The sequence below is a fragment of the Dyadobacter linearis genome (assembly GCF_907165045.1).
GTDB classification, from domain to species: Bacteria; Bacteroidota; Bacteroidia; order Cytophagales; family Spirosomataceae; genus Dyadobacter; species Dyadobacter linearis.
On record NZ_CAJRAU010000004.1, the window covers coordinates 40,719 to 67,372 of the forward strand.

A 26,654-nucleotide genomic window follows, 5' to 3' on the forward strand; every position below is an offset into this window, starting at 1 on the left:
AGAAGCCCTTGGCTTTTCGTTTCTCAACCAAAAAACCTTCTGATGTCACAGTCCACATTTTCACCTCCTTACAAGCATCCATTTACTCCCGACCCTAAATACAAAAAATCAGTAGCCTATTTTTCAATGGAATTCGCCGTCGACCAGGCGCTGAAAATATATTCCGGCGGACTGGGTTTTCTAGCCGGCTCCCATATGCGGAGTGTTTATGCTTTAAAGCAAAACCTGATCGGTATCGGAATGCTTTGGAAGCACGGATATTATGACCAGGGAAGGAAAAAGGACGGCAGTATGGAGCCCGAATTCCGGGAGAAAATGTACTCGTTTCTGACCGACACTACTATACGTTTTCAGATTCCTATTTTAGGGAAACAGGTTTGGGTTGCAGCCTATTACCTTGATCCGGAAGTATTTACGTCGGCTCCGCTTTTCCTGCTTACAACGGATACGGACGGAAACGACGACGATACGCGGGCAATTTGCTATTCATTATATGATGCGGACGTTACCCTCAAAGTGGCGCAATGCATGGTGTTGGGAATAGGCGGCGCGAAGCTTCTTGAAGAACTAGGCTACGAGCCGGAAGTATATCATTTTAACGAGGCGCACGCTGTATCGGCGATTTTTAGTTTGTATAAAAAACACAAAACAGTAGCCGAGGTAAAAAAGCGCGTGGTGTTCACTACACACACGCCGGAAGAAGCCGGGAACGAAAAACACGAGATACACTTTCTGGAAAAGCTGGGTTTCTTCTCGGGGTTGGATATTGAGACTGTGCGTAAAATAAGCGGCGTCAAGGAGAATATCTTCAATCACTCTCTGGCTGCATTAAGTTTGAGCCGCAAAGCAAACGGCGTTTCGAAGTTGCACGGTGAAGTCTCCCGGGATATGTGGAAAGCACATCCGAAAATTGCGCCGATCGATCATATTACGAACGCGCAGAATAATACCTATTGGGTTGATAAAGAGCTGGAAGAAGCGCGGATTGACAAAGATCTTGACAAAATTGCTGCCCGGAAAAAGGAGCTTAAAGCGGTACTATTCAAGACGGTCGCGGATCAATGCGGGAAAATATTCGATCCGAATGTACTGACTATCGTTTGGGCGAGACGTTTTGCAGCCTATAAAAGACCGGATATGCTCGCGTGGGACGTACAGCGGTTCACGAAAATCATGCAAAATGCCCAGCAGCCGGTACAGGTAATTTGGGCAGGGAAACCTTATCCGAAAGACGAAGGTGCTGTGAATACATTCAATAAATTGTTCTACATGAGCCACCATTTCTCGAATATGGCGGTACTGACGGGCTACGAGCTCGCTTTGTCAAAATTGCTGAAAGATGGTTCGGACGTGTGGCTCAACAACCCGGTCGTAACCCGCGAAGCTTCGGGTACCAGCGGCATGACAGCCGCAATGAATGCCTCGCTGAACTTATCAACTTATGACGGCTGGATCTGTGAATTTTCAAAAGACGGCGAAAACTCGTTCCTTCTTCCAGTTGCAAAGGGCGAAGATATTAACAAACAGGATTGTGATAATCTGCTGGAAAAGCTGGAAAACGAAGTAATTCCTACCTATTATAGCAACCAGGACAAATGGCTGCAAATGGTACTAAACAGCATGAACGACGTCAACGTCGAGTTCAACTCCGACCGCATGGCGCGGGAGTATTATGAAAAGTTGTACTAAGCCTTAATCTGCCCTGCTAAAATTGCAATTCCTTCTTCAAAGGAATGCGGTTCGTAGCCTAAAACTGCACTGGCTTTCGTGAGTATAAAGCCAGTGCGCGGCGGGCGGCGGGCTGGTTGGGTGAATGCGGACGCGTCGGTTGGGGAGATCAGGGATTTATCAAGATGAAAGTAGTCGGCGGCCATGATCGCCATTTCGTAGGGAGTAAGGAAATCCTTTCCGGAAATGTGGAATATACCTTCGGATTCCTGATCTGCAATTAAATAGCAGCCAATTGCCAAGTCTTCGGCGAGCGTTGGAGTCCGGTATTGGTCGGTTACTACCTTGATCGCCTTACCTTCCTCCAATGATTTTTTAACCCAGAGAATAATATTGCTCCGGCTCATATCGTGCGCTATCCCATATACGAGCACGGTTCTGGTGATCGCGAAACGGATTCCTGAACTTAATACCGCTTGCTCGGCTGCGTATTTGCTCCAACCGTAAAAGCTGATTGGATTCGGTTGGTCTTCTTCGGAGTAAGGGCCTGATTTTCCGTCAAATACGAAGTCGGTGGAAAGATGTTGGAGGAAAATATCAAACTTGCCGCACACCGAAATCAGATTTTCTACCGCTGTCACATTCAGCTTCCAGCAGGCTTCCTTCTCCATTTCGCATTGATCCACATTCGTCATTGCGGCGGTGTGGATCACTACATTCGGGCGAATTTGGGAAATTACTTGTTCCACTTCCTGCACGTCAGTGACATCCATTTCGAGAAACTCGTATCCCTCCTGAAAAGGTAACCGGTTACCACCTTTGGCCGTCGCGAACGTCCGGACATTGTCTTTTGCAACCAGCAATTCGACCAATTTCTGGCCTAAAAGTCCGTTAGAGCCGGTTATGAGTATCTTTTTCTGTTCCAAAGATCTGTTAAGCTTCGTATTTCCAGCCGTATTTTCTGGTGATTTTTTTCTTCTTCATGTTTTTCACCGAAACTTTTATCGAAACATCCTTCTCCGGCCGGTCTCTCTCGTTTTTTTCCAGCGAAGCAATTTTGTCGATCACTTCCATACCATCAATCAGCTGACCAAATACGGTATAAGATCCGTCCAAATGCGGCGTTCCACCTACGGTTTCGTACACTTTGCGCTGCGCCTCCGTCAGTTTTCGTGCCGCCCGCGCTGCCTGTTTGTCAAGATCGATCTTACTCCATTTTCTGCCTTCTACAATATAAAACTGGCAGCCACTTGACTCTTTTTTAGCATTATTGTCCCTTGCAGCCGCTAATGCACCTTTTTGGTGATACAGTTTGGGATTGAATTCAGCTGGAATCTTGTAACCGTTTTCACCTTTTCCCAGATTATCGTCTGGTTTGGCGTTTTTCGATTCAGGATCTCCACCCTGGATCATGAAATCGTCGATCACGCGGTGGAAGAGTGTTCCGTCATAAAAGTTCTCTTTCGTGAGTTTAAGGAAATTTTCTTTGTGTTTGGGGGTTTCATCGAACAGGATAAAACGCATTGTTCCCTGGTTTGTCTCGATGGTAACTACTTCGTCTTTTTTTGATTTTTTCTGAGCAGAGACGCTAAGTGAAAACAGGCACAGAAGTGCCAGAGCAATCGAATTTTTGTTTTTCATAGTACTATTTTGCGGCTAATACGTTTTTATTCGCTGGGTAAAACTGGAATTTTAAACCATAATCTTTCCCCTCAGAAACATCTTCCATATTAACTCCTACCAATTTATTATTCCACATGATTTTCTTGCCTTCCTCTTTTGGAGCCCCATAATTTTCGCTGAAATAGCGCTGACCGGCTCTCCAAAGCTGTTTTGTCGCTTCCGGGCTGTTGAGGTACACATCCACAGTGATCTTGTTGACTTTTTTATCCTTATCAAAAAAATACTGCACATCGATCGTTTCCAGGCGGGACGTTTCCTGCGTGTAACCCAGGTGATCCGGAGCTTCCTCGAACATTTCGAAAGTTTCCGCCGCTTTGACCTTACTCACCGGATCCCCGAAAGATACACCCCGCAATATGGTCTGCTCGCTGGCTTCCGACTCGCCCAATATCGTTTCGAGTAAAGCAGATTGATCGCTGTTCAGATCTGACGCCGCAGGTTGTTCTATCACAACCGAATCGGGAGCCTTTTCCGTCTTTTCATTTGTTTTGGTATCGCAACCTCCTGCTGTCAGCAAGAAAACGATTGCGCTGGCACCAATCATGCAATATTTCATAATAGTAGACTTTTTGTTCATTCAGTTAGGTTTTATGTCCGGTAAAATAGTCGTGCCTTTAAAAGCTCTTCCTATCTGCCCACGCAATTTAGCTATAAATCCATTTTCTGAAAATCAAATCAAAATTCCCTTGAAATGTTGAAAAAGAAGCGTTTCTCTGCCTGCGCATTCAGTGTTACATTGAACCGCATTACAATATTATAAAAAGTCACGAGGTCGAGGCCGGCACCCGCGCCATACAGCATTTTGTTACCCAATCTGGTGTTGCTTAGCTCAGGATAACTGTTTTTTACATAACCTGCATCTGCAAAAGTATTGAGGTAAGCTGCCAGCGGAACCGTATTGAACTGGCGGATAGGAATGAACGAAAGCTGTTTCTGGATCGCGAAGAGCCGGTATTTAACTTCGTTTTTGATCAATGCATAATCCTGTCCATCAACAACATACAGTTCGTAGCCGCGTACCAGGTCATTTCTGTAACCGAGCCCGATCGTTTGTAGATAAGGCTGGCGCTTTGGAAATGAAAGCCTCCCACGCAGCCCCGTATTAAAAAAGAACTTCCCGCCGAGAGGGACATATTTGCGGTAAGAACCGTAGAAATACAGCGTATTGATATTGTCGCTGGGAAGCAGGCCAATTTTAGAAGCTTGTAAACCAAACGTTTGCCCCTGCAAAGCATATTGCACATTATCCCTTTTATCGTAGCTGAAAGTGTAGGTCAGTTGCAGGAAATGCTGCCTTTTTCTTCCGTCGAGGATATAATTAGGATTGAGTATCGCAATGGTATCAGAGATCCGGGTTTGGCTCCACCTCAGGTCGAGCGAATGAAAAGTGTAGTATTTATTACGGCGCGTTAAACTGACATAACTGTAAAAACGCTGCCGGTTGATATCCTCGCTGCTCAGATATTGCAGCTTGTCCCGCCAGGTGCGGAATGCAGTAGTCTTATTGATAGAATAGGAAGCACCGATCGTAATGCCGGTCTTTTGTGCTTTATCAAGATAGGGGAGCGTGTAGGCAATTTCAAATTTGGGAATAAACCCGAATTCTGCCAGAAAGCGCAACTTATCAGCTCTGCCGGTTAAATTTCCGTAGCTCAGATAGGCCCCATATGTTGTTCGGGATAAATCTCTTTTACGCTCATACCACCATTCATTAAAATTCCTGTCAGCCAGCTGAAAAACGGGCAGCGCAATGAGATACCACCTTTCCTTCACGACTACCCGAATATCCGTATGCACAGAATCAGGATTAGCCTGCGTCAGCATTTCAACAGTGATAAAAAGATTGGTATTGACGACCTTCCTCCGGTCTATTTCGAGCTTTTCCTTTAAGGTCTCCGTGGAGAGACGGTCGCCGGTTCGAACTTCTATTTCACGAAGAATAATACTGGTGCGCGTCTTGTGGTTCCCCTCCACCTTCACTTCTCCTACCACAACAGTACCTGAGCTGTCAGGTGCAACGGTCTGAGAATGAGCGTATCCGGTAATGGTTAGGAACAAAAATAAATAGTAAAATCCTCTATAATACATTCTTAACAGCCTGGTTTCCATAACCGAAACGAATCTTTTCCTGAATATGGTGAAAATTTTGATAAAGCTTATCTCCCGCAGTAGTCCATAACCCTGCAACGCCAGTATTCTTGACATACCTAACAAGCCAAGCCATGTCACTTTCCCGGGTGGAAAAATTGATAGAGAAGCTCATAAGCAACAAGCTTTCAGGGGAAGAAGTGTCTGAACTGCTTGCCGGTATTACAAGCGAAGAGCAGCAGCAGGAATATTCGGAAGTTCTGGAAGCCTACTTTTATCAGCTTCTCAAAGAGGAGCAAAAACACGAAAATCAATCTGAAAAATCAATTTGAACCTATGTTTTTAACTACTACCAACTTAATACTATGAAACCGAAAGCGACTTTGAAAATGGCGGCACGATGTATGCTCGCTTTGCTCTTCTTTTCAGGAACGGATATTCCTGCGTTTGCAATTGGGCTCGCAAAAGCTATTGAAAATGGCCAGACAGCGGTTGACAGAATAAAAGGGACAGTTACTTCGGCCGTCGACGGTGTGCCAGTACCCGGCGTCAATGTGCTCGTGAAAGGTACCCAAACCGGAACCACAACGGATGCTTCCGGCAACTATACCATTGATGCTGAGGGCAGTAATGCAGTGCTGGTTTTCTCCTATATCGGCTTCAACACCATCGAAATGCCCATAAATGGCAAAAGTGTGGTCGACGTGGTGCTGGAGGAAAACGTGGCCACACTGCAGGAAGCGGTGGTGACAGCCCTGGGTATCAAAAGAGAAACCAAATCACTGGGTTATAATGTAGGCAAGGTCGAAGCGAAGGATATTGCGAACGTAGCCAATGAAAACGTGCTCACTTCGCTTTCCGGCCGCGTTTCCGGTGTGTCGATCAATCAGACCAGCGGGGTAGGCTCTTCTATCAGCATTATCATCCGCGGAGCAGCTTCGCTGAAAAATAACCAGCCGCTATTTGTAGTGGACGGTGTACCTCTGGCCAACAGCCTGGCCAACGTGAGCGAAAAAGGAAGTGGCAACAGGGTGGATTACGGAAATGCAATTTCGGATATTAACCCCGACGATATTGAAAGTATGTCGGTACTGAAAGGGCCAAGTGCTGCTGCATTGTACGGTTCGCGCGCAGGAAACGGGGTTATCTTGATCACCACCAAATCCGGCAAGAAAGGCAAAGGACTGGGCGTATCTTTCTCCACTTCCAATGTTTTCGAAAAGCCTTACCGGTTCCTGGACTTCCATTATAAGTATGCAAATGGCGACAGACCGTTTCTGGTCGATGAATCTTCTGCTTATTGGGGAGGAATGCCGCTGGATGCAGGAAACAAGGCGCCACAATGGAATAGCCCGCTCGATGAAAATGGCAATCCCGTTCCTACCGAGCTTAAATCGTATAAAAACAACATGAAGAACTTCCTGCAGACAGGGATTACTTCAACCAACAACCTCACAGTTTCGGGTTCTACGGACAAGTCGACGTACCGCGTTTCGTACAATAATATGGTCAACCGCGGCCTGATCCCAAACTCGGATCTGTACCGGAATGCGCTTACCATGGCGGGGACTTTCGATATGCATAAAAACCTGAAATTGAGCACTAACCTTAATTTTGTCAGATCAAATTCAAACAGCCGCCCGCAGACTTCCGAGCGCGACGGTAACCCGCTGCAAGCTGTATACTATTCGTCAAGCTACGATATCAATGACCTGAAAGGTGTCTGGAAGCCAGGTTTGGAAGAGATCGAACAGCTTACTGTTGCGAAAGGTGAAACGGATAACCCGTACTTTCTGGCTAATCATTTGACCAATGCGTATACACGTGACCGTTTATATGGTAACATTAAGCTGGACTGGACTATTGCTCCCGGCCTGACTGCATTTGCCCGCTATTCGCATGATATGTACGACGAGGACCGCGAAACGAAAATTCCATGGAGCTATAAAAGCATGGCGAAAGGCGGCTATTATCTGGAAAATATCGGCAGGAATGAAAGTAATGCTGACTTCCTGATCGCGAAAGCCATCAAGACACCAAGCTTTGATGTCACTATTTCGGCTGGTGGTAACATCATGCAGCAGAAGGGTAATAGTTCAAATCTGGGTGGTCGGGATCTTTCTGTACCGGGTTTGTATAATATCGGTAATATTCCTGTGGGGAACCGTATTGTAGGAAACGGCAGCTACCGGAAAGCGATTTACAGCTTGTATGCACTCGCTTCTGTTGGTTTTAAAAATCAATTATACCTGGACTTGACAGCGCGGAATGACTGGTCGAGCACATTGCCTGAAAGTAACCGCTCTTACTTCTATCCGTCTGCATCTCTGAGCTGGGTAGCGAGCACTACTTTTAATATGCCTTCCGCTATTTCGCTTTTGAAATTCAGAGGAGGATGGGCGCAGGTGGGTAATGACACCGACCCCTACCAGCTTTATCCGAACCTTGGAACAGGAAACTGGGGTGATTTGGTAACTGCCAATCTGGGTGACGTTTTGTTAAACCCAACCTTACTGCCTGAAATCGCAACTTCTACGGAAGGAGGTATTGATTTGAATATGTTCAATAACCGCCTGCGTTTCGACATTACTTATTATGACCGCGCGAATACGAACCAGATATTCAGTGTACCAATGGCGCCTTCGACCGGGTATAGTTCCAAGAATATCAATGCCGGAAAGCTGGTGAGCCGCGGCTGGGAAGTTGGGCTGGGCGGAACACCGATCAGTAACCTGAATGGTTGGAGCCTGGATTTGAATGCAAATTTCAGCCGCAACCGAGTGACTGTGAAAGAGCTGGCCCCTAACTTTCCGTTTTTTGAACAATGGGGAGAAAATGGCGCTGGTGCTTATACCTATGTAGGCGAACAGATCGGTAACCTTTACAGCCGCGGTTTTGCGACGGTAACTGATAAAGCTTCGCCTTACTACCGCTGGCCGATCATTGCTTACGACGAAAAAGGTAACGGCGATATGGACTGGCAGACTTTAGGCGGCCGCGAGACCAACGTAAAAGTTGGAAACTATAACCCCGATTTCCTTGTAGGCGCGCAGGCGACCCTTTCTTACAAAAGATTTTCGCTGGGTTTGAGCTTTGACTGGCGTCAGGGAGGTGAATTTATGTCATTTACTTATCGGTACGGAGAGTCGGACTGGAAATCGCAGCGGCAGATCGACAACCTGATCCCGGGCGGATTGTACAGCCCCGACGAACTGGTTGCACTGCTGAAATCGGATCCTGAGAAATACATTATCCCGCAAAACGGCAACTTCCCGAGAGTAGGCGGCCACACAACAGCTACGGGCGGTTTTGGCGAAGATGGTGACGGTGCATTTATTCCTGGTGTTTGGCAAGATGCTAAAGGTGACTACCACGAATGGCTGGGCGGAGCAGGAACAAAATTCTTGCCGATCACCAATATGTATCCCTGGGGCTTCAACCAGCAGGTTACGTTCGACGCTTCTTTTGTAAAATTGAGAGAGGTTACACTGAACTACAAGATCCCAATGCTTTTTGGCACGATCCGCAATGCAAACCTGTCGCTTTATACAAGGAATATCATGTTGTGGACAGCTTCTCAAATCGGTATCGATCCGGAGAGAGCGTTCTGGGCTGATCCGCAGCGAGGTGGTTTCCGTCAGGGTATTGAAAGGCAAAATGTAATGCCGTGGACGATTCCTTTCGGTTTCAAGTTGAACTTCGACTTCTGATTTTCATAAAAACCTTATTCATACTTAATCACAAGGCGATGAAGATTTTAAAATATATACCCAAAATAGCTTTCGTTTTCATGCTGCTCGCAGTATCCTCTTGCGACGATTCGCTGACAGAGATCAATGAAAACCCCAATGGAGTGGACCCGAACAGCGCCAATCCGAACCTGGTAATGCCGACGGTAATGAGCGGCGTGGCCAACCGGTATGTGAAGCTGGGTTACGGCAGGATTGCAGGCGTAGTACAGCATACCCAGGAAGATGCCTGGAAAGACGGATTCAATGACTATAACTGGACGGAGGAAGACGATGAATGGAAAGAATGGTATGGATATCTGAGAAATAACAACTTGCTGTATAACAGATCGGTGGAGTTGAATTACAAATTCCAGGAGGGTGTGGCGCTCACAATGCGTGCATTCATTTTTGGAACGATCTCCGATCTTTGGGGTGACGCACCTTACACTAATGCGCTCAAAGGCGACGCTGGAGAAATGCTTCCCGCATTTGATAGCCAGGAGGTGATCTATAAAGGAATCATTGAAGATCTGAAAGCGGCGGCTGCTATTTTTGGAACTACTGAAAATGAGCGTGATGCGGCTTTTTATGATATTTATTTCAATGGTAATACCCAAAAGTGGCAGAAGTTTGCCAATACACTTTTGCTTCGCTACTATATGCGTATTTCGAGCAAGTTGCCGGACGTTGCCAAAGCCGGTATCGAATCGGTGTACACCTCAGGTATTTATATGAAGGATGCAAGTGACGATGCCGTGATGGATTTTATCGGAACTGACGCGAACAATTCGTGGCCAAATGCAGTCGCTTACGATGTGAGTGAATCCAACTGGAGAAGAAGAAGACCTGCTGCTACTTTGATAAATAACCTGGTGGCGAACAGCGACCCGCGTTTGAAAGTTTGGTTTCAGCCTGTGCACGTGAGGTGGGTATCGGACCCTGCGCTGGCAACCGGAATGGATGAATTTATCCGGAAAGATGGTGTGATTCAGACTGGTATTAAATCGCTGACCCAGATGGAATTGAAAGCTGGTATCGCTGCCGGCCACAAATACACCCGCCATTTTAACCCAACCAAATACAAGCCAAGCCATCCTGATCTGTTTAACGGACCGCTGAATACAAGCGAATATGTAGGTATTCCGGCCGGTATGACCGATCCTACGTATTACAACGAAAATCCGACAACCGGACAACAGGTTCAGAATCAGCATGCTTCGCAGCTTAGTTATACTTATCAGGGAGTTAAAGGCGGTATTTTAAAAGCCAGATTAGCGTCGGCTTCTGAGACTTCCTTTATTCTTGCGGAAGCTGCGCAAAAAGGCTGGGCGGCTGGTAATGCTGAAACGCATTATAATAATGCGATCAAACAGTCGCTGCAAACCTGGGGAGTAGCTGATCAGTATGATGCTTTCTTGAAAAGTGTGGCTTATAAAGGCACGCAGGCGCAGATTATTGAACAGAAATGGGTAGCGAGCTGGACTATGGCGACGGAAGCCTGGTTTGATTACAGGAGAACAGGGTTGCCTGCGCTTGTTCCAGGTGTAGCCCCCACTTCCCGCGCATTGCCTTTGCGATTTATTTACAGCAATAACGAGTTGAACAACAACGGCGCAAGTGTGAGAAGTGCTATTGAAAAACTGGAAGAAACAAGCTTCTCGGGCGTTCGCAAGAAAAACAGTCAGTGGTCGAAACCCTGGCTGGTACAGGGAACAGGCAAACCCTGGTAATTGATTTTTAAACTATAAAATGAAACCGGGGCTGTCTGTACCGACAGTCCCGGTTTTTTAATGTGCAGGCCAGCAATTATTGTCGACTTTTTTAAATACAAAAATGAAAATTATACGATTTGGAATGCTTGCATTGCTGGCTGCGGTAACGCTGCTTTCGGCGTGCAAAACGGAAAAGGAGCGAGTAGACGGGACTGTCAAGGAAGTAATTGATCATGCAGTGACCCGGCTTTACAAAACACTCAAACCTGCCGAGCTGGATACGATTTCGGAAAGGTATATCCTGCAATTCCTGAGTGCGGGCGAGCGCGAGATTCTGGCTACCAAATTCTGGACGTTTCATACCAATGTGCCTGTAAAAGTTTCTGTCATGCGGGATACCGCGCAGAAAGTGGTACCATTTTGGCTGGAAGAAACGGGCTTTAAGAAAACCGAGCTGGTGGTAAAAAATGAAGAATATACCTACGAAGTCTGGCAAAAGGACTTTGAAAAAGGGAATGTTGAGCTGGGAATTAACGGTTTCGATAAACATCGGCCTGTTTATTTTATTAGTGTAGCTCCGCTGAACAGCGATGATAAGCTGGAAATAACGCAGGTTTATCCGTCTAAATATAATGTAAGCACCATGAAAAAGGGAGCCTTTACCTATCACGATTGGGACGGACTGGTATTGACTGAGGTACCTGCTGAATTAATAGGGCAGGCATTATTTACAACAGTCAGGGGCCGGGCCCGTGAAGCGCATTTGGTAAAAGCTTTCAGGACTACTGATACACCTTCGTCCGCGCATCCCGACCAGGTAATACTCACATGGAGCGGCGACCCGCGCACGACCGTCGACGTGCAGTGGAGGGCCAGCGCCGAAACTACAATGGGCAAAGTGAAATACTGGGTTTCCGGTACCACTGACACGCTTTTCAAAGATGCTTCCGCATTCAAAATGGAAGACAGGCTCTTGCAAAATGACAGGTATATTAAGCGTTTTACGGCTAAACTTGTCAATTTGAAACCGGGTACTGACTATGGTTACAGTTTAAGTTTTCAAAAGGATAATTGGGAGGCGAAGGCTTCATTCAAAACGGCCGCCGATCAGAAGGACAACTTCTCATTTATCTGGTTTGGTGATACGCATTTCTCTGAGATTTGGGGAGATATGGCGCAAAAATCGTTGCTAAGACACCCGGAAACAGCGTTTTTCTCAATAGCCGGTGATCTGGTGACAACAGGTTTGCACCGCGACGATTGGGACCATTTGTGGAATTATTCTGGAAAAACCTTTACTACCCGCCCGCTCATGCCGGTTCCGGGTAATCACGATAGTCAGGACGGATTGGGTGCGGGCATGTACAAAGCGATGTTCAGTCTGCCAGAGAACGGGCCGGCTAATCAGCCTTCCGAAATGACTTATTCATTTGAATATCAGAATGCTCTGTTTTTGATGCTTGATCCTACATTACCAGTTCCTAATCAAACCAAGTGGGTTGAGGACCAATTGAAAAGCAGCAAGGCGAAATGGAAATTTGCGATGTTCCACTTTCCACCTTACAATTTTGAAGAGCCTTATGATGAGATTATGCGCGAGTGGTGCTCACTGTTTGATAAATACCACGTGGATATGGTGATGAACGGGCACATGCATTACTATCTGCGGACGAAACCTATGTTTGCCAATAAAGCAGTTGATAGTCCGGCGAAGGGTACGATTTATACGATGTCGATCAGTATTCCTGGCAAGCAGGAGCGGTGGCCGAAAGAAGAGTATGCAGTGAAAAGGTACAAGGACGGACCTCTGTATCAGCACATTTCAATAAAAGGTAACAAGTTGCATTACCGTTGCCTGGATCCGGAAGGTGTTTTAAAAGATGAATTGATCATTGAAAAATAGTCACTCAAATCTGACTTGTGCACCGTGCAGCTCACCGTGGGAACTGATCGCCAGGGCTGTAAGAATAGCTAGAAAGGCAAGTGCAAAAAGAAAATTGACAGTCCACCGATTAATATTCAAACCCCGGTCAGTAAATGCCGGGGTTAGCTTTTTGATTGTAAATGCGATAACCAGAAAATTGCAGATATACAAATATTGTTCGATCCGGTAAAGACTCATAAAAGCGGCGGTGATCAAAATGCTGTAAGAAATGTACATTCCGAAATAGCTCAGGAAATATATGTAGAGCGAATCGGAGCTCAATTTGAGGTACAATGATCTGGTTTTCAGGTAATGGTAAAGCCAATATCCGCCAAAAGCAATGGCGAGCAGAAACGAAATCCACTGAACGTTTTCTACTGTTAAAGCAATATCAACCAACGGGCTAGCATTTTTGAAAATCTCAGTCAGTCGATCAGTTTCAAAAGATTGATCCCAGACGATCAGCGGAAATGCCAGTAAGACTAGTAGGAGTGGCGCAATAAGCGAATTGCGGTTCGAATCGGTTTCTGTAACCTCCCATTTTGAGGTGAAAGTACCGTAAGCCATTCCTATCCCGCCAAAAAAGCCGATCGAGTATTCCATTACATTCCAGAAGTTGAATTTGATTCCGGAAGAATGGCCCATTACTTGGAGGAAGTTTCCAAATGCGAAACCAAAACCGGCTGCAAAACCCGCCATTACAGCCACGCGGATCGCAGCATATTGCTTGTGCCTGATCATGTGCCAGAGCAATGCGACTGTCATTCCGAAACAGGCAGCCCAGGCTTCGGAGCGTGGCGGCGTCATCAACCAGCCCATTTCTTCTATTAAAAAATAATAGAAGATGATCGCTCCGGCAGTCATTTCAACCAGCAACTGCGGCCAGTTGGCAGGCTTGGCGCGGGAAGAAGCGAGCGTGAGCCCGAATAATCCGCCACCTATTAACCCGAACAATCCCCCGATTACAAACAACATTGCGAGTCCGTAATACACATTCCCAAAGTCTAGCCCACGCCCATAACCGACCACTTTTCCGTAACTGATAATGCCGCCGATTCCCCAGCCAATTGCTGAGGCAAGTGTCAGCTGAAATGCTTTGGCGTACCAATCCTGCCTTTTTGAGAGCAATACAATAGCCAGTCCGCCTACTGCCCCGGCCCAGGCTGCTCCTTGTTCGTGTCCGAATTGTCCGCGTACCGCCCAGGCAGTCCCGAAGGACATTCCTGCGAGGACGATGGATAATAACAACGGTCGGTTCATCATAGATTGGCAGGGTAAAATGTTGTGTGGGGAATACTTGGCGGTTTGCAAAACGGACTACGGGGCCGGCTGGCGAAGTCTTGTAGTAGTCCAAAAAACCCGTCGGTCAGTATACCAAAAGAAACACACGAGCTATTCAAACACCAATTATGAACGAGAAACTGGCTATAAACGGCGGACCAAAATCGATTGAGAAGAATTTTAACTGGCCCGTTTACGGCGAGCCGGAAATATATGCAGTCGCCGAAATCGTGGCGAGTGGGAAATGGGGTAACCCTGATTGCGGGGATGCAATAGCCAGGTTTGAGACTGAATTTGCAGCTTATTGCGGAAGCAAATATGCGATTACCTGTGTGAACGGATCTGTTTCGTTGCGCCTCGCGCTAATTGCCTGCGGCGTGAAGCCCGGCGACGAGGTGATTGTGCCGCCTTATACTTTCATTACCACTGCATCTTCGGTCATTGAATGCAACTGTGTGCCAGTTTTCGTGGATATTGATCCTGATACTTACAACATCAGTCCGGCTGCGATTGAGGCGGCGATTACACCACGTACAAAAGTGATTATTCCGGTACATTTCGGCGGACTCGCCTGTGATATGGAAGCGATTATGTCCATTGCGGAAAAGTATAATCTGAAAGTAATTGAAGACGCTGCCCACGCTCATGGCGCGGAGTATAAGGGTAAAAAACTTGGCTCTATTGGTCACGTCGGCAGTTTTAGTTTTCAATCTTCCAAGAACCTGACTTCCGGAGAAGGCGGGATCGTGATCACAAACGATGATGAATTGTATGCAATGATGCATTCGCTGCGCAATGTCGGTCGCATTGAAGGCGGCGCCTGGTACGATCACTACAATCCGGGCTGCAATTACCGCATCACCCAAATGCAGGCGGTACTGCTTTCGGAGCAATTGAAAAAACTGGAAGCTCAGACACGTACAAGAAATGAAAACGGGCTTTACCTCAATACTTTATTGGAAAAAATAGCAGGTGTAGAGCCTTTGAAACGGGATGAAAAGATCACACTGCATTGCTATCATATTTACATTTTCAAATACGATCCGGCTTACTTCGGCGGCTTATCCAAGGCAGATTTTGCCGAAATGCTGGCCGCCGAAGGAGTTCCGAGTTACAAGGGCTACCCGCATCCATTGTACAAGCAACCCCTTTTCCAGAACAAAAACTTCATGTGCTACGCCATTCCCGACCACGTCGACTACACCAACGTGCATTGCCCGGAAGCAGAAAAAGCTTGTAGCTCCGACGCAGTCTGGATTTTACAGCACGCAATGCTGGGCGATAAAGCGGATATGGAAGCTTTTGCCAATGCGATTTTGAAAATACAGTCGCGATGAATGTTTAGTTAAAATTGATTTTTAATCTTTTTCGACTTTAATCCTGATTCCCTCGCTATGTGCTGAGAATTCGGGCGCGTACATGCATTGAATGCTGGTAATTCCATTGCTGAAATCTCCCTGGTGGTTGACAAAAAGAGGATATTCGAATACATAAGTGCCTTTTTGCAAATTGCTGAAAAAGAAATTGGTACTCGCGTCTTTGGTCGATTCGTAGTAACCCAGCCCGTTTTGCCATTTATAGCCACTGAGCACATTCACGGGTTCCAAGGCAGAGGCGCGCATATCTTTCATGTGCACATATTCCATGTCGCGATCCACACGTAGCTCAATGCGGACTACAATTTTATCACCTACTTTTAAAACATCACCCTCATTAACCGCCGACAACAAAGGGCCGCGATCTGTCTTTTTCTCAATAAAAAGCTTTTTTGATAGCTTCAATGGCGTATCCGAAAAGGTAATCTTGTCCAGATCTTCAAAATACTGCCAGTAAACAGCGCCCCAGCTTGGCGACTTGGAAGTATTGTCACCACGCAGTTCAACCTGAATATTTCCCATTTCAGCGGCCACTTCACTTTTCTGGAAAGATTGCTTCAAATAGCCAGTTCCAGATTCAGCAGTTTCAGCTTTAACTACTTGGTTACCTAGTTGAATAACGGGCGTTTTATCTTCCGTCAGCCATTTATTTCCTGTCATCAAAAGCGCATAACAAGCTTCGGCTGTTGCTTTGGTGCTTTCCCAATTATTAGTTTGCTTATTTTTAAGCAGCCACGTTTTCAAATCATCTACGGTTTCATTGTCGCCTTCTATTTCCTGAAAAGCCTCAATGAAAAGCGCCTGCCGCTCGATGGGCGCCTCGTGCCACCACCAGCTGCGGTTGTGTTTCCAGTACATGCCCAGTTCCTGATTGTTGATAGAAGTCTCACGAAGTGATTTCAGGATTGCCCTGGCCGTAACTTGGTCCCGGTTCCGGTTTAATGCCAATGCAATAAGCCCCTGCGAATATTTCGATTGGTTAATCCAGGTAGCCTTGGCGCGCTCCATGAAATATTGATAAGCTTTCCGGGCATTCGCTTCGACCGGCTTGTCGAGGAAAAAGCTTCGGAGATAGATATATTGAAACTGGATTGGTCCGGGCGTATACTTAATCAGGTCAGCTTTTTGCTTGATAAGATCTTCATAATCTGCCTTGATCTGTTGGTCCAGGTAATTAAGAGCCTTATTTAGCAGCGGTTCAATACTCCGGTTTTTAGCTGCAAAGAAATGGCCGGTTTTTGCCAGGTGCCCGATTCCTGATACAATATACTGGGTAATATACCGATCGTCGCGCCCTCCTTTGAACCATGGAAATCCTCCGCTTTCATTCTGCATTTCTTTCAGTTTCGCGAGGTTATTTTCCTGCTCACTGCTCATTTTCATCAGATCAAAAAGCAATGCAATATTCCTTTTCTGCTCCGCTTCTGATTTGGCAGCAAGCACCCACGGTGTTTCTTCCAGCAGCAGCGATTTCAACTCCTGGTTTTTTTCAAGATTACTTACCAATGCAGCTAGATCTTCTGTTTTCCATGCATTGAACACCCGGGCGATCGCAGGTGTACTTTTTACAATATTGCTGGCAAGTGCATTGGCGTAATACCTGTTCCAGGTCTGCTCCGCGCATTCGTACGGATATTCCATTAAATAAGGCAGCGACTGCACCGCGTACCAGGCCGGGTTGCTGGTATATTCAACAGTGACAGATTCGTGCGCCAGTGTTTTTGAATTGCCGGAATGGAGCAGCTTTTCAAACTTAAACTCCTTCTTGCCAGAGCCGCGCATAGCGAGGGGCAGACTTTCAGTTACCAGCATGCGATTAGGCAGAACTGGCAGTGTATTCTCCTCTCCGTCAGATAAATTTCCAGCTTTCGCAACCACACGCCAGGTCAATGCACTGGTGTAGCCTTTCGGGATTTTTAGTGAAAAATCAACTGTTTTGCTTTGTCCGGCAGCGATTGTAAATGCTTTTTCATTAGAACTTAAATCAAATATTTTCGAAACATCTTCATTCGTTTCAGGATCGAAAAGCTGCATTGTCGCATTACCCGCAAGTTCGTGGTCCGAAAGATTGACGATTTTGGCAGGGAATAGAATCCGGTCGCCTTCCCGCAGAAACCGGGGCGCATTGGGCTGCACCATCAATTCTTTTTGCGTGACGATCTCCTTTGTACTATATCCGAAAGCCAGTGCAGGAGTGTGCGCCAAAGCCTGGAATTTCCAGCGGGTAAGTGCTTCCGGTAACGTAAATGAAAAGGTAATAGCGCCGTTTTCGTCCGTTTTCAGATCGGGGAGAAAGAATGCAGTTTCGTTGAAGTTCTGCCGGATTTTAGCAGGTTCCGGCGTAGGTTCTGGTTTAGTTTGAACACCATAACCAACAATAACTACTTTTTCCATTTCCGCTTTATCCTCCAAAATCATTTGAGGAGCGGGAGCTGCTTCAAGCGCTTCTTCCTGGGTGTATTCTCCTTTCTTAAATGACTGGCTTCTTGGCAAGCTCATCCGGTGTCTCGCATTGCCTCCTCCTCTTGGCATTCGCGTTGCGATGTGATCGTCTAGTAGTTTGTCGTATGTTTTTTCAAAAGTCTTACCCAACTCAAACTGAAAGCTGGAAATCGAAGCATCTTTCGCCATAAAACTGACTCCGTTACTCCACCTGTTCAGCATTTGCCCCAGCGGCCAGTGATCCGGCTTTCTCCATTGATGCGGATAAAACTGATCGAGCGAGGCGTCGTACATACTTCCCAGCATTTCCGTCGCTACCCGCTCCTTTTTATAGCCTGAAATCCTGACTTTCCATTGCTCCTCACTGCCTGGCAACGTTTTGTCGCGGAACGTTTCATACTCAACTTCCAGCTCCTTATTTGTCCAGGGCACATTCACGAAATTTTGCGCCTGGTGCACGCGGTTGTGTTTTACAAAAACATAATCAATCGAATACCCTCCGCGGTCAGCTTCGGTAGGCGTGATCGTGAAAGTGCGTTGTTCGTTATTTAAGTTGAAAAATGAAAAGTTTTCGGGATTTTGCTTTTTGCCAAAAGTACTGATCACAAAAACTTTGTCAGCCGAGGTAGCGACTGTCACATTCGTTTTCTCGCCCGGCTCAATGGCTCCGTCGCTCTGCGCTTCCACGTATGCCGGTTTGATAAGTTTTGCATTTTCATAATCAGCTATTTCAATGTATTTGATATCGCTGCTCTCTTCTCCGTTTTCTTCTTTTGAGCGGATTTCTATTTTGTAAAATCCTGCTGTCAGCTTGTGGCCGGTTAATGCAAAATCTTTGTTTTCAATCAGCTTTTCAGTCTTTTCAAATGCAATTCCCTGCTCCGGCCAGTTTTCCATTTCGGTTTCGCTATCGTATTCGTCGTGCGGAAAATCGGCCATAAATTCGCCTTTTGTCATCACAAACATATCCGGCGTTCCCCAGTAGCGTGGCCGGATTAGTCTTTGTTCAGGCACGAGGCGAATCAGCTTCACATTTATAGTAGAGTTCACAAACTCCCCGTTCAGATTCTCCGTGCGGATTTTTAGATTTCTCAAACTATCCGGTGCTACTTTTTCAGGAATATCTGCTTTAATAACTGTTGATTTATACCCAACTGAAATAACAGTTTGCGCACTTCTGGTTTCTCCATTTGAATCGGTTACATCTGCATAAATCGTGTACATGAATACCGGATCCAGGTTTTTGTCTGTTTTTGCATTAGCTGAAGCCTCAAAATTGACATGAAACTGGCCGTCCGCACTCGTCACAGTTTCACCGTGCGTAATTTCTGTCGGCGGCGATGGATAATACCGTTTCCAGCGTGTCCAGGGCGACATAAATCTCTCATTGCGAACAACCCTGTACACCACCTTCGCGCCGTCGATCTGGTTACCCGCATAGGCTGTCCCGATTCCGGTCACTTTAATGGTATCTCCTAATTTGTAAGCATCTCGCAAAGTGTCAAAGCGCACTGCAAACCGCGGTCTTTTGTATTCTTCTACGTGAAATGAGACTGTGTGTTTTGAGTCGGCGACGATGGAAAAAGCACCATTTAATCCGGCGCGTGGCAATGCAAAAGTGCCTACGAAGCTTCCAAAATCGTTGACTGTCTTCGTGATCGTTTCAACGGTTTCACTGTTTGCATTCCGAAGTTCAATCTTGATTTTTTGAGTCTGGTCTTTCAGTACCGTTTTCCCGGAAGCTGCAATTCCTTTAAAGTAAACTGTCTGGCCGGGACGGTACAAGCTGCGGTCTGTGAAGAGGTAAATGCTGGTTTTGAGATCATCTTTTTCAACCTCATCATAATAATAGGTATTACTTCCTTCCTGAATGTAAAGCTTGTCATTGCCTGATGTGATCTCAAAACAATCCTTGTCGACTTGCTTCTGGCTGGCGAAGTGCTCTTTGAAATAGCCATTTTTGTCAGTTACATAGCTGGCGCCGAGTGTTTTCTTGTAAGTGCGGGACCGATAATCAAAACTGGAATCCCACCTTTTCACAACAGCTCCCGCAAGTGGCTGACCGGTATCTCTGTTTAAAACAAAATAATCCCTGTTTCGCTGGATATAGCTGATATTGCTCACATACATAAGCCTCACGCCGCCGATCGACTCGGTATCCGAAAAGTCAGGAGTGGAACTGGCGAGCAGCATATATTCGCCAATGGGTAGTGCATTCGCCTTGATTTGCACGCTATGTTCCTGATAATCTTTGGTATCCGGTAAAATCTGCTCCCAGCTCCGGATCGCCGGCGCTTTTGAAATGTCTCGCCAGAATTTATCCCCGCTACGTTCTTCGAAATTGACTTTCAGCGCTTCCGTCGCCTTTACAAGTTTGAGATACAACTTCTTAATGTTCCTATACTCAACAAAAAGCAAAAATGGTTTCTCAGGAATAACCACGTGTTCTGCATTGAATTGCAGGGTTTTTCGCCGGATACTGTTTAGTAAATTGAAAGCATTGATCCCGCCCTCCGTTTTGGGATTTTCCTGAATGATTTTCTTACAAATCTCCTCCGCTTTTACTTTCGCAAACCGGTTGGTGGAGTCTTCGCCCGTTTTGTAAGTATTGCCCCGGCCCACATAATAATCGGCTAATAGGTACCACGCCTGAGCAGCAGCGGGAGTTTGCTGATATTGCTCGGCGACGTGGTTGATCGACATATAATAAAGCTCATCCGCATTTTCATGCACCGATTTCTGCTTTACAAACTGAATGCGAAGCAGATCCACATCGATCAATGCATCGGGCTGCGGATCATTGATGTGAAAAGCAATTAGCCGCTGGAAGAGCTGCAATGCATAAAATTCAAGAGAAGCGGAATCTTTGGTTTCGAACTTGCGGTGAATAAAATCGGCAGCGGGATCAAATGCGGAGGCAGAATTAATCTGGAACACATTGGCTGGCTTCTTCAATTCTCTTTCGTCAGAAGAAAAATATTGCAACGCATTGTGCGCCAGTAAATCAAACAGGGTAGGGCGGAGCTGGCGGGTGTTGCCTTTTGTAATAATCGCATCAAATTGTTCCAAATCCGTTTGCTGCAACTCCTTTTCATTTTGCAGCGATGCGAGGTACAGCTCTGTGATTCTTTTGTGGAAATCCTCAGTTCCCCAGGTACTTACATCCGTTTTCGTGTAGCCCGATGTAGCAGTTCGCTGGTAAATTCGCCACCTAATATTTTGGTAATAACCATAATACTGATCGGCAACCAGACTTCTCAATATTGACTTTACCACCCCGCTGCTCGCCTCCATTTCGGCTTCCAGCTCCTTAATGGAAGCAATTTCGTTGCTTTCCCGCGTTTCCGCTTGCAGGGTTACCATATATATCGCAGCCTTGATCACCTGCGCTTCCTGCTTTTCGGCTTTGGCGGTTTTGTAGATCTGCTGCACTTCCGTCAATGCAGATTTCGAAAGTCCTTTTGCTTGAAAATCAGCTACTTTTTTCCATTTTACTTCATATTTCTTTGCCGGTACCTGACCATTTGTGTGCATAGTTATCAACAGGATTAATAGTGTGAAAAATAAATTGATCAGACATTTAGTCGCTTTCATTTTTATTCGAGGGTAAAATTTTTAGCCGAAATAAATATAGTGGAATAAGCAAGCTACTGACCAACGGATTATCCAAAGGACATATTTGAACATAAATTGGTAACACAACTTTCGCATTCCCGGAAAGTATAAAAATTACCAATTGCCGCTTTCTTCATTATGAAGTATCTTTAATTAATGCACTTCAAGGAATATTAAATATCTATAGTCTTTTTGAACGAAATTTATTTTAAGTAAGCTTATGCGTACAATCATGCTGGTCGGGGTGATCATTATCGGCCTGGTTATTGGTAAACTGTTCGTTTTCTCAAAGCCGGGTTCGGATAAAAATCCGGAAGGGAAAAAAGGGTCGGAGGGAAAGGGTGCGAAGTCTTCCGGTGGAGGCGCCGTGCCGGTGAATGTATTTGTGGTAGGTAGAGAATCCATTGAAAACCAGATTTTCGCCTCGGGTACTGTCTTGCCAAATGAAGAAGTAAACTTAATGGCGGAAACTTCGGGAAGGTTGGTGAAACTCAATATCCAGGAAGGCGCTCCGATCACGAAAGGCCAGCTGATTGCCAAAATCAATGACCGCGAATTACAGGCGCAATTGCAAAAAGTAGCCTACAACCAGGATCTGAGCAAAAAAATAGAAGCGCGCCAGAAGAAGTTGCTGAATGTAGAAGCGATTAATCTGGAAGAATACGATGTTACTTCCAACAATATCAAGCTTTTGGAAGCGGAAAAAGAAGTGATCGAAGCACAGCTTGAAAAGACTGAAATCCGCGCTCCATTTAGTGGCCGCATTGGTTTAAAATACATTAGTGAAGGCGCATATCTGGCTCCGGGTACGCCCATCGTAACCATTGTTCAGAGTAATCCCATTAAAATCGACTTCACTGTTCCTGAAAAATATACGCCCAATATTCGCGTGGGAAATACCGTGAAATTCAGTCTCGACGGTGATCCTGCTACTTACTCTGCCAAAATTCTTGCAGTGGACCCGAAAGTGGACGAAAGTCTGCGCACGTTGCGGGTTAGAGCAATTGCTCAGAATCCAAGTAACAGGTTTGTGCCTGGTATGTTTGTCAAAATTCTGGCGAACCTGGATGCTAATAAAGCTGCGATGATGATCCCGACGGAGGCGATTGTGCCTGTTTTGAAGGGTAAAAAGGTTTTTGTGGTAAAAAACGGCAAAGCGCAGGAAGTAATGGTAACCACCGGTTTGCGGACAGACAAGAAAATCCAGATTACCGATGGTTTGCAGGTCGGCGACTCGCTGATCACTTCCGGAATTATTGCGATCAAACCCAACACAGCCGTTAAGGTGAACTGATATCCAACCCATTATGAGTATTTCAACACTCTCTATCAAGCGGCCGGTACTCGCAATTGTGATGAACCTGCTGATTATCCTTTTCGGTTTTTTAGGGTACAAATTCCTGGGGATGCGCGAATTCCCATCCATTGACCCGCCCGTAGTTTCGATCCGGACCAGCTACACCGGGGCGAATGCAGATATCATCGAATCCCAGATTACTGAGCCGTTGGAAAAGCAGCTGAACAGTATCGAGGGGATCAAATCAATCAACTCCACGAGTAGCCAGGGTACCAGCCAGATCACAGTCGAATTTGACATTGGTGTGGATATGGAACGCGCCGCAAACGATGTGCGCGACAAAGTAGGTTCTGCTTCCCGCACTTTGCCTTTGGATATCGACGGCCCACCTGTGGTAAGTAAAGCCGACGCAAATTCCGAACCCATTATCGTACTGACCTTCAAAAGCGACACAAGATCCCACCTGGAAGTGAGTGACTACGCTGAAAATGTGATTGCGCAGCGACTTCAAACGATTGAAGGAGTGAGTGAAATCCGCATTTTTGGACAGAAAAAATATGCAATGCGCATTTGGATGGACCCGATCAAAATGGCTTCGCTGGGCATTACGACGCAAGATGTGAAGGTTGCATTGGATCAGGAAAATGTGGAGTTACCAAGTGGAAAGCTCGCGGGAGACAATACCGAGCTCACTGTAAAAACGATCGGGAGGTTCAGGACGGAGGAGGATTTTAATGAAATGATCGTTAAAAACTCGGCTACGCAAACCATTCACCTGAAAGATATCGGTTATGCTACGTTAGGTCCGGAAAATGAAGAAACGATTCTCCGGCTCGACAATGTACCGATGATCGGGCTAGCGATTTCGCCGATGCCGGGAGCCAATTACCTCAATATTGCCGAGGAGGTCAACAAGAGAATGGCCGATATCAAGAAGGAACTTCCCAAGGATTACGAGCTTGATACACTGATCGATAACACAATTTTTGTTGAAAGATCAATAGAGGAAGTTGGTGAAACTTTGCTAATCGCGATCATTTTGGTAGTAATTATCATCTACTTGTTTTTCCGCGACTGGCTGATCGCATTCCGCCCGCTGATCGACATTCCAGTCTCGCTGATCGGGACGTTTTTCATCATGTACATCATGGGTTTCTCGATCAATGTACTCACGCTGCTGGCGATCGTACTGGCAACCGGGCTTGTAGTTGATGATGGGATTGTGGTCACGGAGAACATTTTCAAGAAGATCGAACAGGGAATGGGGCCGATTGAAGCTTCTATTAAAGGTGCGAACGAGATCATTTTCGCGGTTTTATCCACTTCGGTAACGCTCGCCTCCGTGTTTTTGCCGGTGATTTTCATGGAAGGTTTTGTGGGTAAATTGTTCCGTGAATTTGGTATCGTGATATCTGCTGCGGTTTTGATCTCTGCATTTGTATCGCTTACATTGACACCGATGCTGAATGCATATCTCGTTCGTAAAACGCATAAGAAGAGCTGGTTCTACGAAAAGACGGAGCCATTTTTTGAAAAGATCACGGAGAATTACGGAAGTGCATTGGGTAAGTTTTTGAAAATGCGCTGGGTAGCTGCGCCGCTGGTTTTGGTGACGGTAGGTATGATCTGGTTTTTTGGAAAAGACCTGCAATCCGAACTCGCGCCGCTCGACGATCGCAACTGGTTCAGGATCACGATGACAGCGCCGGAAGGTTCGTCTTTTGAATTTACGGACCGGTATGTGAAGAGTGTCAGTGATATGTTAATGGACTCAATGCCTGGTAAAAAGGGCTTAATGCTCATTACTTCGCCGGGAAACTCAGGCTTAGGCGCGGCTAATACAGGAAGCGGCCGCATTGCTTTGGTTGACAAGAAATTCAGGGCAGAATCGCAGCAGGAAATTGCGGATTATATCAATCAAAAATTGAAGCAAATGCCTGATGCTAAATCTTTTGTGGTACAGCAGCAAACAATTTCCGTGGATTCCAGAGGCGGCCTGCCGATTCAATATGTAATCCAGGCGCCTGATTTTGAGAAACTGAGAGCGTACCTTCCGAAGTTCATGGAAGAGGCTTCAAATGATCCAACTTTCGCGATTACGGATGTGAACCTGAAATTCAGCAAGCCAGAGATCCAGATTTCCATCGACCGGGAAAAGGCCAAGTCGCTGGGTGTATCTGTTCAGGATGTGGCCCAAACAATGCAGCTGGCTTTTGCCGGACAGCGTTTTGGCTATTTTACAATGAATGGAAGGCAGTATCAGGTAATTGGTCAGTACGACCGCGCTAACCGCGACGAGCCGCTGGATTTGAAAAGTATGTTTGTGAAAACAAGCAACGGAACTTTGGTACAGCTTGATAATATCGTGAAGGCCGAAGAGGAAAGCAGCCCGCCGCAGCTTTTCCACTACAACAGGTACATGAGCGCGACGGTACAAGCCGCACTCGCGCCCGGGAAAACCATTGGTGACGGGATCGCAGCAATGGACAGGATCCGTGATAAGTTGAAAGACGAAGCAATACAAACTTCGCTGAGTGGCTCTTCACGTGATTATGCAGAAAGTTCGTCAAACACCATGTTCTCCTTTTTCCTCGCATTGGTGCTGATCTACTTCATTCTGGCAGCGCAATTCGAAAGCTTTATCGACCCGTTCATCATTATGTTCACAGTTCCGCTGGCTATCGGAGGGGCGGTATTCTCGCTCTGGTTCTTTGATCAGACATTGAATATTTTCAGTCAGATCGGGATGATTATGCTGATCGGTCTGGTTACGAAAAACGGTATCCTCATTGTGGAGTTTGCAAATCAGCTGCGCGAGCAGGGTAGAAGTATCCAGGAAGCGGCATTGGAAGCGGCCACACTGCGTTTCAGGCCGATCTTAATGACGAGTCTCGCTACAATTCTGGGTGCATTACCTATCGCAATGGCGCTGGGTTCTGCGGGGAAAAGCCGGATGTCAATGGGGATCGTAATCATGGGAGGCCTGCTGTTTTCGCTCGTACTCACATTGTACGTAATCCCCGCCATTTACACCTTCTTCTCGCGACCAAAGAATTACGAAAAAATGCGAATGATCGATAAAGTTGCGCGGGATAGTGAAGTGGAAGAGGCACCGCATTTGGGGTAAATACTTTTTTGATTTTCATTAACTTTGTTTTGAAACAATGTGAGTTATGGAGTCAACACTAAAAATGCCGTTTACAAATTTGCAGCAGGAATTGTTGCAATTGTATGCGCATCAGGTCAGCGAAGACGATCTGGTGAAAATTAAAGAATTGATCGGTAAGTATTTTGCACTGCGACTTTCGTCGATGGCAGACTCTGCCTGGGACCAGAACAATTGGAATCAGCAAAGTATGGAGGATCTTTTAAATGATCCGAATCAATAATGAATGTTGTAATCGACACCAACGTTCTGCTTGTTTCACTTCCAGGTCATTCCAATTATCATCCCATATTTCAAGCATTGCTGAACAAGGATTTCGACCTGTTTATATCAAACGAGATACTTGCAGAATATGAGGAACAAATAGGTAGGAGACTCGGCGTTGATCGAACAGATTTACATCTAATAGAGTTGGTAAACCTCGGCAACGTTCATAAAATTGAATCCTACTTTTTATGGCAGTTAATAGAGGTTGATAAAGACGATAATAAATTTGTGGATTGCGCGATAAGTTGTAACGCAGATTATCTTGTTACTAATGACAGTCACTTTAACATTCTGGCTGAAATCGAATTCCCCAAGGTTAATGTCGTCACGGCACAAAAGTTTTTGCAAATCATAAAAGACGCTGCAAAGTCAAACCAGCTATAAAGCAAAGAAGGCCAACGATT

At 46.0% G+C, this 26,654-nt stretch carries 16 protein-coding genes; 10 read left to right on the forward strand and 6 right to left on the reverse strand.

The window, feature by feature from the left end:
• Window positions 1-42 precede the first annotated feature (42 nt).
• Window positions 43-1,689 (forward strand): alpha-glucan family phosphorylase, encoded by a 1,647-nt coding sequence (glgP, locus tag KOD92_RS14765; RefSeq protein ID WP_215234354.1) that lies wholly within the window; start codon window positions 43-45, stop codon window positions 1,687-1,689.
• Here glgP and KOD92_RS14770 read toward each other — a convergent pair.
• The 4 genes from KOD92_RS14770 to KOD92_RS14785 all read right to left on the reverse strand — a co-directional run bounded on the left by KOD92_RS14770 (window position 1,686) and on the right by KOD92_RS14785 (window position 5,556).
• On the reverse strand, window positions 1,686-2,594 hold the full coding sequence (locus KOD92_RS14770; RefSeq protein WP_215234355.1) for an SDR family oxidoreductase: 909 nt from the start codon (window positions 2,592-2,594) through the stop codon (window positions 1,686-1,688). The genes glgP and KOD92_RS14770 overlap by 4 nt on opposite strands.
• Window positions 2,595-2,601: 7 nt before the next feature.
• Window positions 2,602-3,309, reverse strand: a complete 708-nt coding sequence (locus KOD92_RS14775; protein ID WP_215234356.1) for a peptidylprolyl isomerase — start codon at window positions 3,307-3,309, stop codon at window positions 2,602-2,604.
• A gap of 4 nt (window positions 3,310-3,313) precedes the next feature.
• Window positions 3,314-3,907 carry a hypothetical protein gene (locus KOD92_RS14780; protein ID WP_229254680.1) on the reverse strand — a complete coding sequence of 198 codons (594 nt, stop codon included), beginning with the start codon at window positions 3,905-3,907 and terminating at the stop codon, window positions 3,314-3,316.
• A gap of 119 nt (window positions 3,908-4,026) precedes the next feature.
• Window positions 4,027-5,556 (reverse strand): BamA/TamA family outer membrane protein, encoded by a 1,530-nt coding sequence (locus tag KOD92_RS14785; protein ID WP_229254681.1) that lies wholly within the window; start codon window positions 5,554-5,556, stop codon window positions 4,027-4,029.
• Between the two features lie 17 nt (window positions 5,557-5,573).
• Between KOD92_RS14785 and KOD92_RS14790 the strand changes: the two genes are divergently transcribed.
• The 4 genes from KOD92_RS14790 to KOD92_RS14805 all read left to right on the forward strand — a co-directional run bounded on the left by KOD92_RS14790 (window position 5,574) and on the right by KOD92_RS14805 (window position 12,785).
• Window positions 5,574-5,771 carry a hypothetical protein gene (locus tag KOD92_RS14790; RefSeq protein ID WP_215234358.1) on the forward strand — a complete coding sequence of 66 codons (198 nt, stop codon included), beginning with the start codon at window positions 5,574-5,576 and terminating at the stop codon, window positions 5,769-5,771.
• A 33-nt stretch (window positions 5,772-5,804) separates the two neighbouring features.
• Window positions 5,805-9,149, forward strand: a complete 3,345-nt coding sequence (locus KOD92_RS14795) for a SusC/RagA family TonB-linked outer membrane protein (RefSeq protein WP_215234359.1) — start codon at window positions 5,805-5,807, stop codon at window positions 9,147-9,149.
• Between the two features lie 38 nt (window positions 9,150-9,187).
• On the forward strand, window positions 9,188-10,900 hold the full coding sequence (locus KOD92_RS14800; protein ID WP_215234360.1) for a SusD/RagB family nutrient-binding outer membrane lipoprotein: 1,713 nt from the start codon (window positions 9,188-9,190) through the stop codon (window positions 10,898-10,900).
• 103 nt (window positions 10,901-11,003) lie between these two features.
• Entirely contained in the window at window positions 11,004-12,785 is a 1,782-nt protein-coding gene (locus tag KOD92_RS14805; RefSeq protein ID WP_215234361.1) for a purple acid phosphatase family protein, read from the forward strand.
• On the opposite strand, the gene KOD92_RS14810 is transcribed toward KOD92_RS14805, so the two are convergent.
• Window positions 12,786-14,069 carry a hypothetical protein gene (locus tag KOD92_RS14810; RefSeq protein WP_215234362.1) on the reverse strand — a complete coding sequence of 428 codons (1,284 nt, stop codon included), beginning with the start codon at window positions 14,067-14,069 and terminating at the stop codon, window positions 12,786-12,788.
• Between the two features lie 146 nt (window positions 14,070-14,215).
• On the opposite strand from KOD92_RS14810, the gene KOD92_RS14815 reads away from it, so the two are divergent.
• The gene (locus KOD92_RS14815) at window positions 14,216-15,424 is read left to right on the forward strand and encodes a DegT/DnrJ/EryC1/StrS family aminotransferase (protein WP_215234363.1); all 1,209 of its coding nucleotides are present in this window, start codon (window positions 14,216-14,218) and stop codon (window positions 15,422-15,424) included.
• A 21-nt stretch (window positions 15,425-15,445) separates the two neighbouring features.
• On the opposite strand, the gene KOD92_RS14820 is transcribed toward KOD92_RS14815, so the two are convergent.
• On the reverse strand, window positions 15,446-21,499 hold the full coding sequence (locus KOD92_RS14820) for an alpha-2-macroglobulin family protein (RefSeq protein ID WP_215234364.1): 6,054 nt from the start codon (window positions 21,497-21,499) through the stop codon (window positions 15,446-15,448).
• Between the two features lie 241 nt (window positions 21,500-21,740).
• Here KOD92_RS14820 and KOD92_RS14825 point away from each other — a divergent pair, with 241 nt between their 5' ends.
• The 4 genes from KOD92_RS14825 to KOD92_RS14840 are packed head-to-tail and all read left to right on the forward strand — an operon-like array spanning window position 21,741 to window position 26,634.
• Entirely contained in the window at window positions 21,741-22,814 is a 1,074-nt protein-coding gene (locus tag KOD92_RS14825) for an efflux RND transporter periplasmic adaptor subunit (protein ID WP_215234365.1), read from the forward strand.
• A gap of 13 nt (window positions 22,815-22,827) precedes the next feature.
• Window positions 22,828-25,944: an efflux RND transporter permease subunit gene (locus tag KOD92_RS14830; protein ID WP_215234366.1), complete on the forward strand. Its 3,117-nt coding sequence runs from the start codon at window positions 22,828-22,830 to the stop codon at window positions 25,942-25,944.
• 46 nt (window positions 25,945-25,990) lie between these two features.
• Entirely contained in the window at window positions 25,991-26,206 is a 216-nt protein-coding gene (locus tag KOD92_RS14835) for a hypothetical protein (RefSeq protein ID WP_215234367.1), read from the forward strand.
• Complete coding sequence (locus tag KOD92_RS14840; RefSeq protein ID WP_215234368.1) at window positions 26,206-26,634, forward strand: putative toxin-antitoxin system toxin component, PIN family; 429 nt, start codon at window positions 26,206-26,208, stop codon at window positions 26,632-26,634. The genes KOD92_RS14835 and KOD92_RS14840 overlap by 1 nt, the downstream gene beginning before the upstream one ends.
• The last annotated feature ends 20 nt before the right edge of the window (window positions 26,635-26,654 follow it).

What these genes read in the sequence shown, in the direction of transcription:
- KOD92_RS14810 (WP_215234362.1), bottom strand. Translation starts at nt 14,069, where the DNA reads ATGATGAACCGACCGTTGTTATTATCCATCGTCCTCGCAGGAATGTCC.
- KOD92_RS14775 (WP_215234356.1), bottom strand. Translation starts at nt 3,309, where the DNA reads ATGAAAAACAAAAATTCGATTGCTCTGGCACTTCTGTGCCTGTTTTCA.
- KOD92_RS14820 (WP_215234364.1), bottom strand. Translation starts at nt 21,499, where the DNA reads ATGAAAGCGACTAAATGTCTGATCAATTTATTTTTCACACTATTAATC.
- KOD92_RS14790 (WP_215234358.1), top strand. Translation starts at nt 5,574, where the DNA reads ATGTCACTTTCCCGGGTGGAAAAATTGATAGAGAAGCTCATAAGCAAC.
- KOD92_RS14840 (WP_215234368.1), top strand. Translation starts at nt 26,206, where the DNA reads ATGAATGTTGTAATCGACACCAACGTTCTGCTTGTTTCACTTCCAGGT.
- glgP (WP_215234354.1), top strand. Translation starts at nt 43, where the DNA reads ATGTCACAGTCCACATTTTCACCTCCTTACAAGCATCCATTTACTCCC.
- KOD92_RS14815 (WP_215234363.1), top strand. Translation starts at nt 14,216, where the DNA reads ATGAACGAGAAACTGGCTATAAACGGCGGACCAAAATCGATTGAGAAG.
- KOD92_RS14835 (WP_215234367.1), top strand. Translation starts at nt 25,991, where the DNA reads ATGGAGTCAACACTAAAAATGCCGTTTACAAATTTGCAGCAGGAATTG.
- KOD92_RS14785 (WP_229254681.1), bottom strand. Translation starts at nt 5,556, where the DNA reads ATGTCAAGAATACTGGCGTTGCAGGGTTATGGACTACTGCGGGAGATA.
- KOD92_RS14800 (WP_215234360.1), top strand. Translation starts at nt 9,188, where the DNA reads ATGAAGATTTTAAAATATATACCCAAAATAGCTTTCGTTTTCATGCTG.
- KOD92_RS14795 (WP_215234359.1), top strand. Translation starts at nt 5,805, where the DNA reads ATGAAACCGAAAGCGACTTTGAAAATGGCGGCACGATGTATGCTCGCT.
- KOD92_RS14825 (WP_215234365.1), top strand. Translation starts at nt 21,741, where the DNA reads ATGCGTACAATCATGCTGGTCGGGGTGATCATTATCGGCCTGGTTATT.
- KOD92_RS14805 (WP_215234361.1), top strand. Translation starts at nt 11,004, where the DNA reads ATGAAAATTATACGATTTGGAATGCTTGCATTGCTGGCTGCGGTAACG.
- KOD92_RS14830 (WP_215234366.1), top strand. Translation starts at nt 22,828, where the DNA reads ATGAGTATTTCAACACTCTCTATCAAGCGGCCGGTACTCGCAATTGTG.
- KOD92_RS14780 (WP_229254680.1), bottom strand. Translation starts at nt 3,907, where the DNA reads ATGAAATATTGCATGATTGGTGCCAGCGCAATCGTTTTCTTGCTGACA.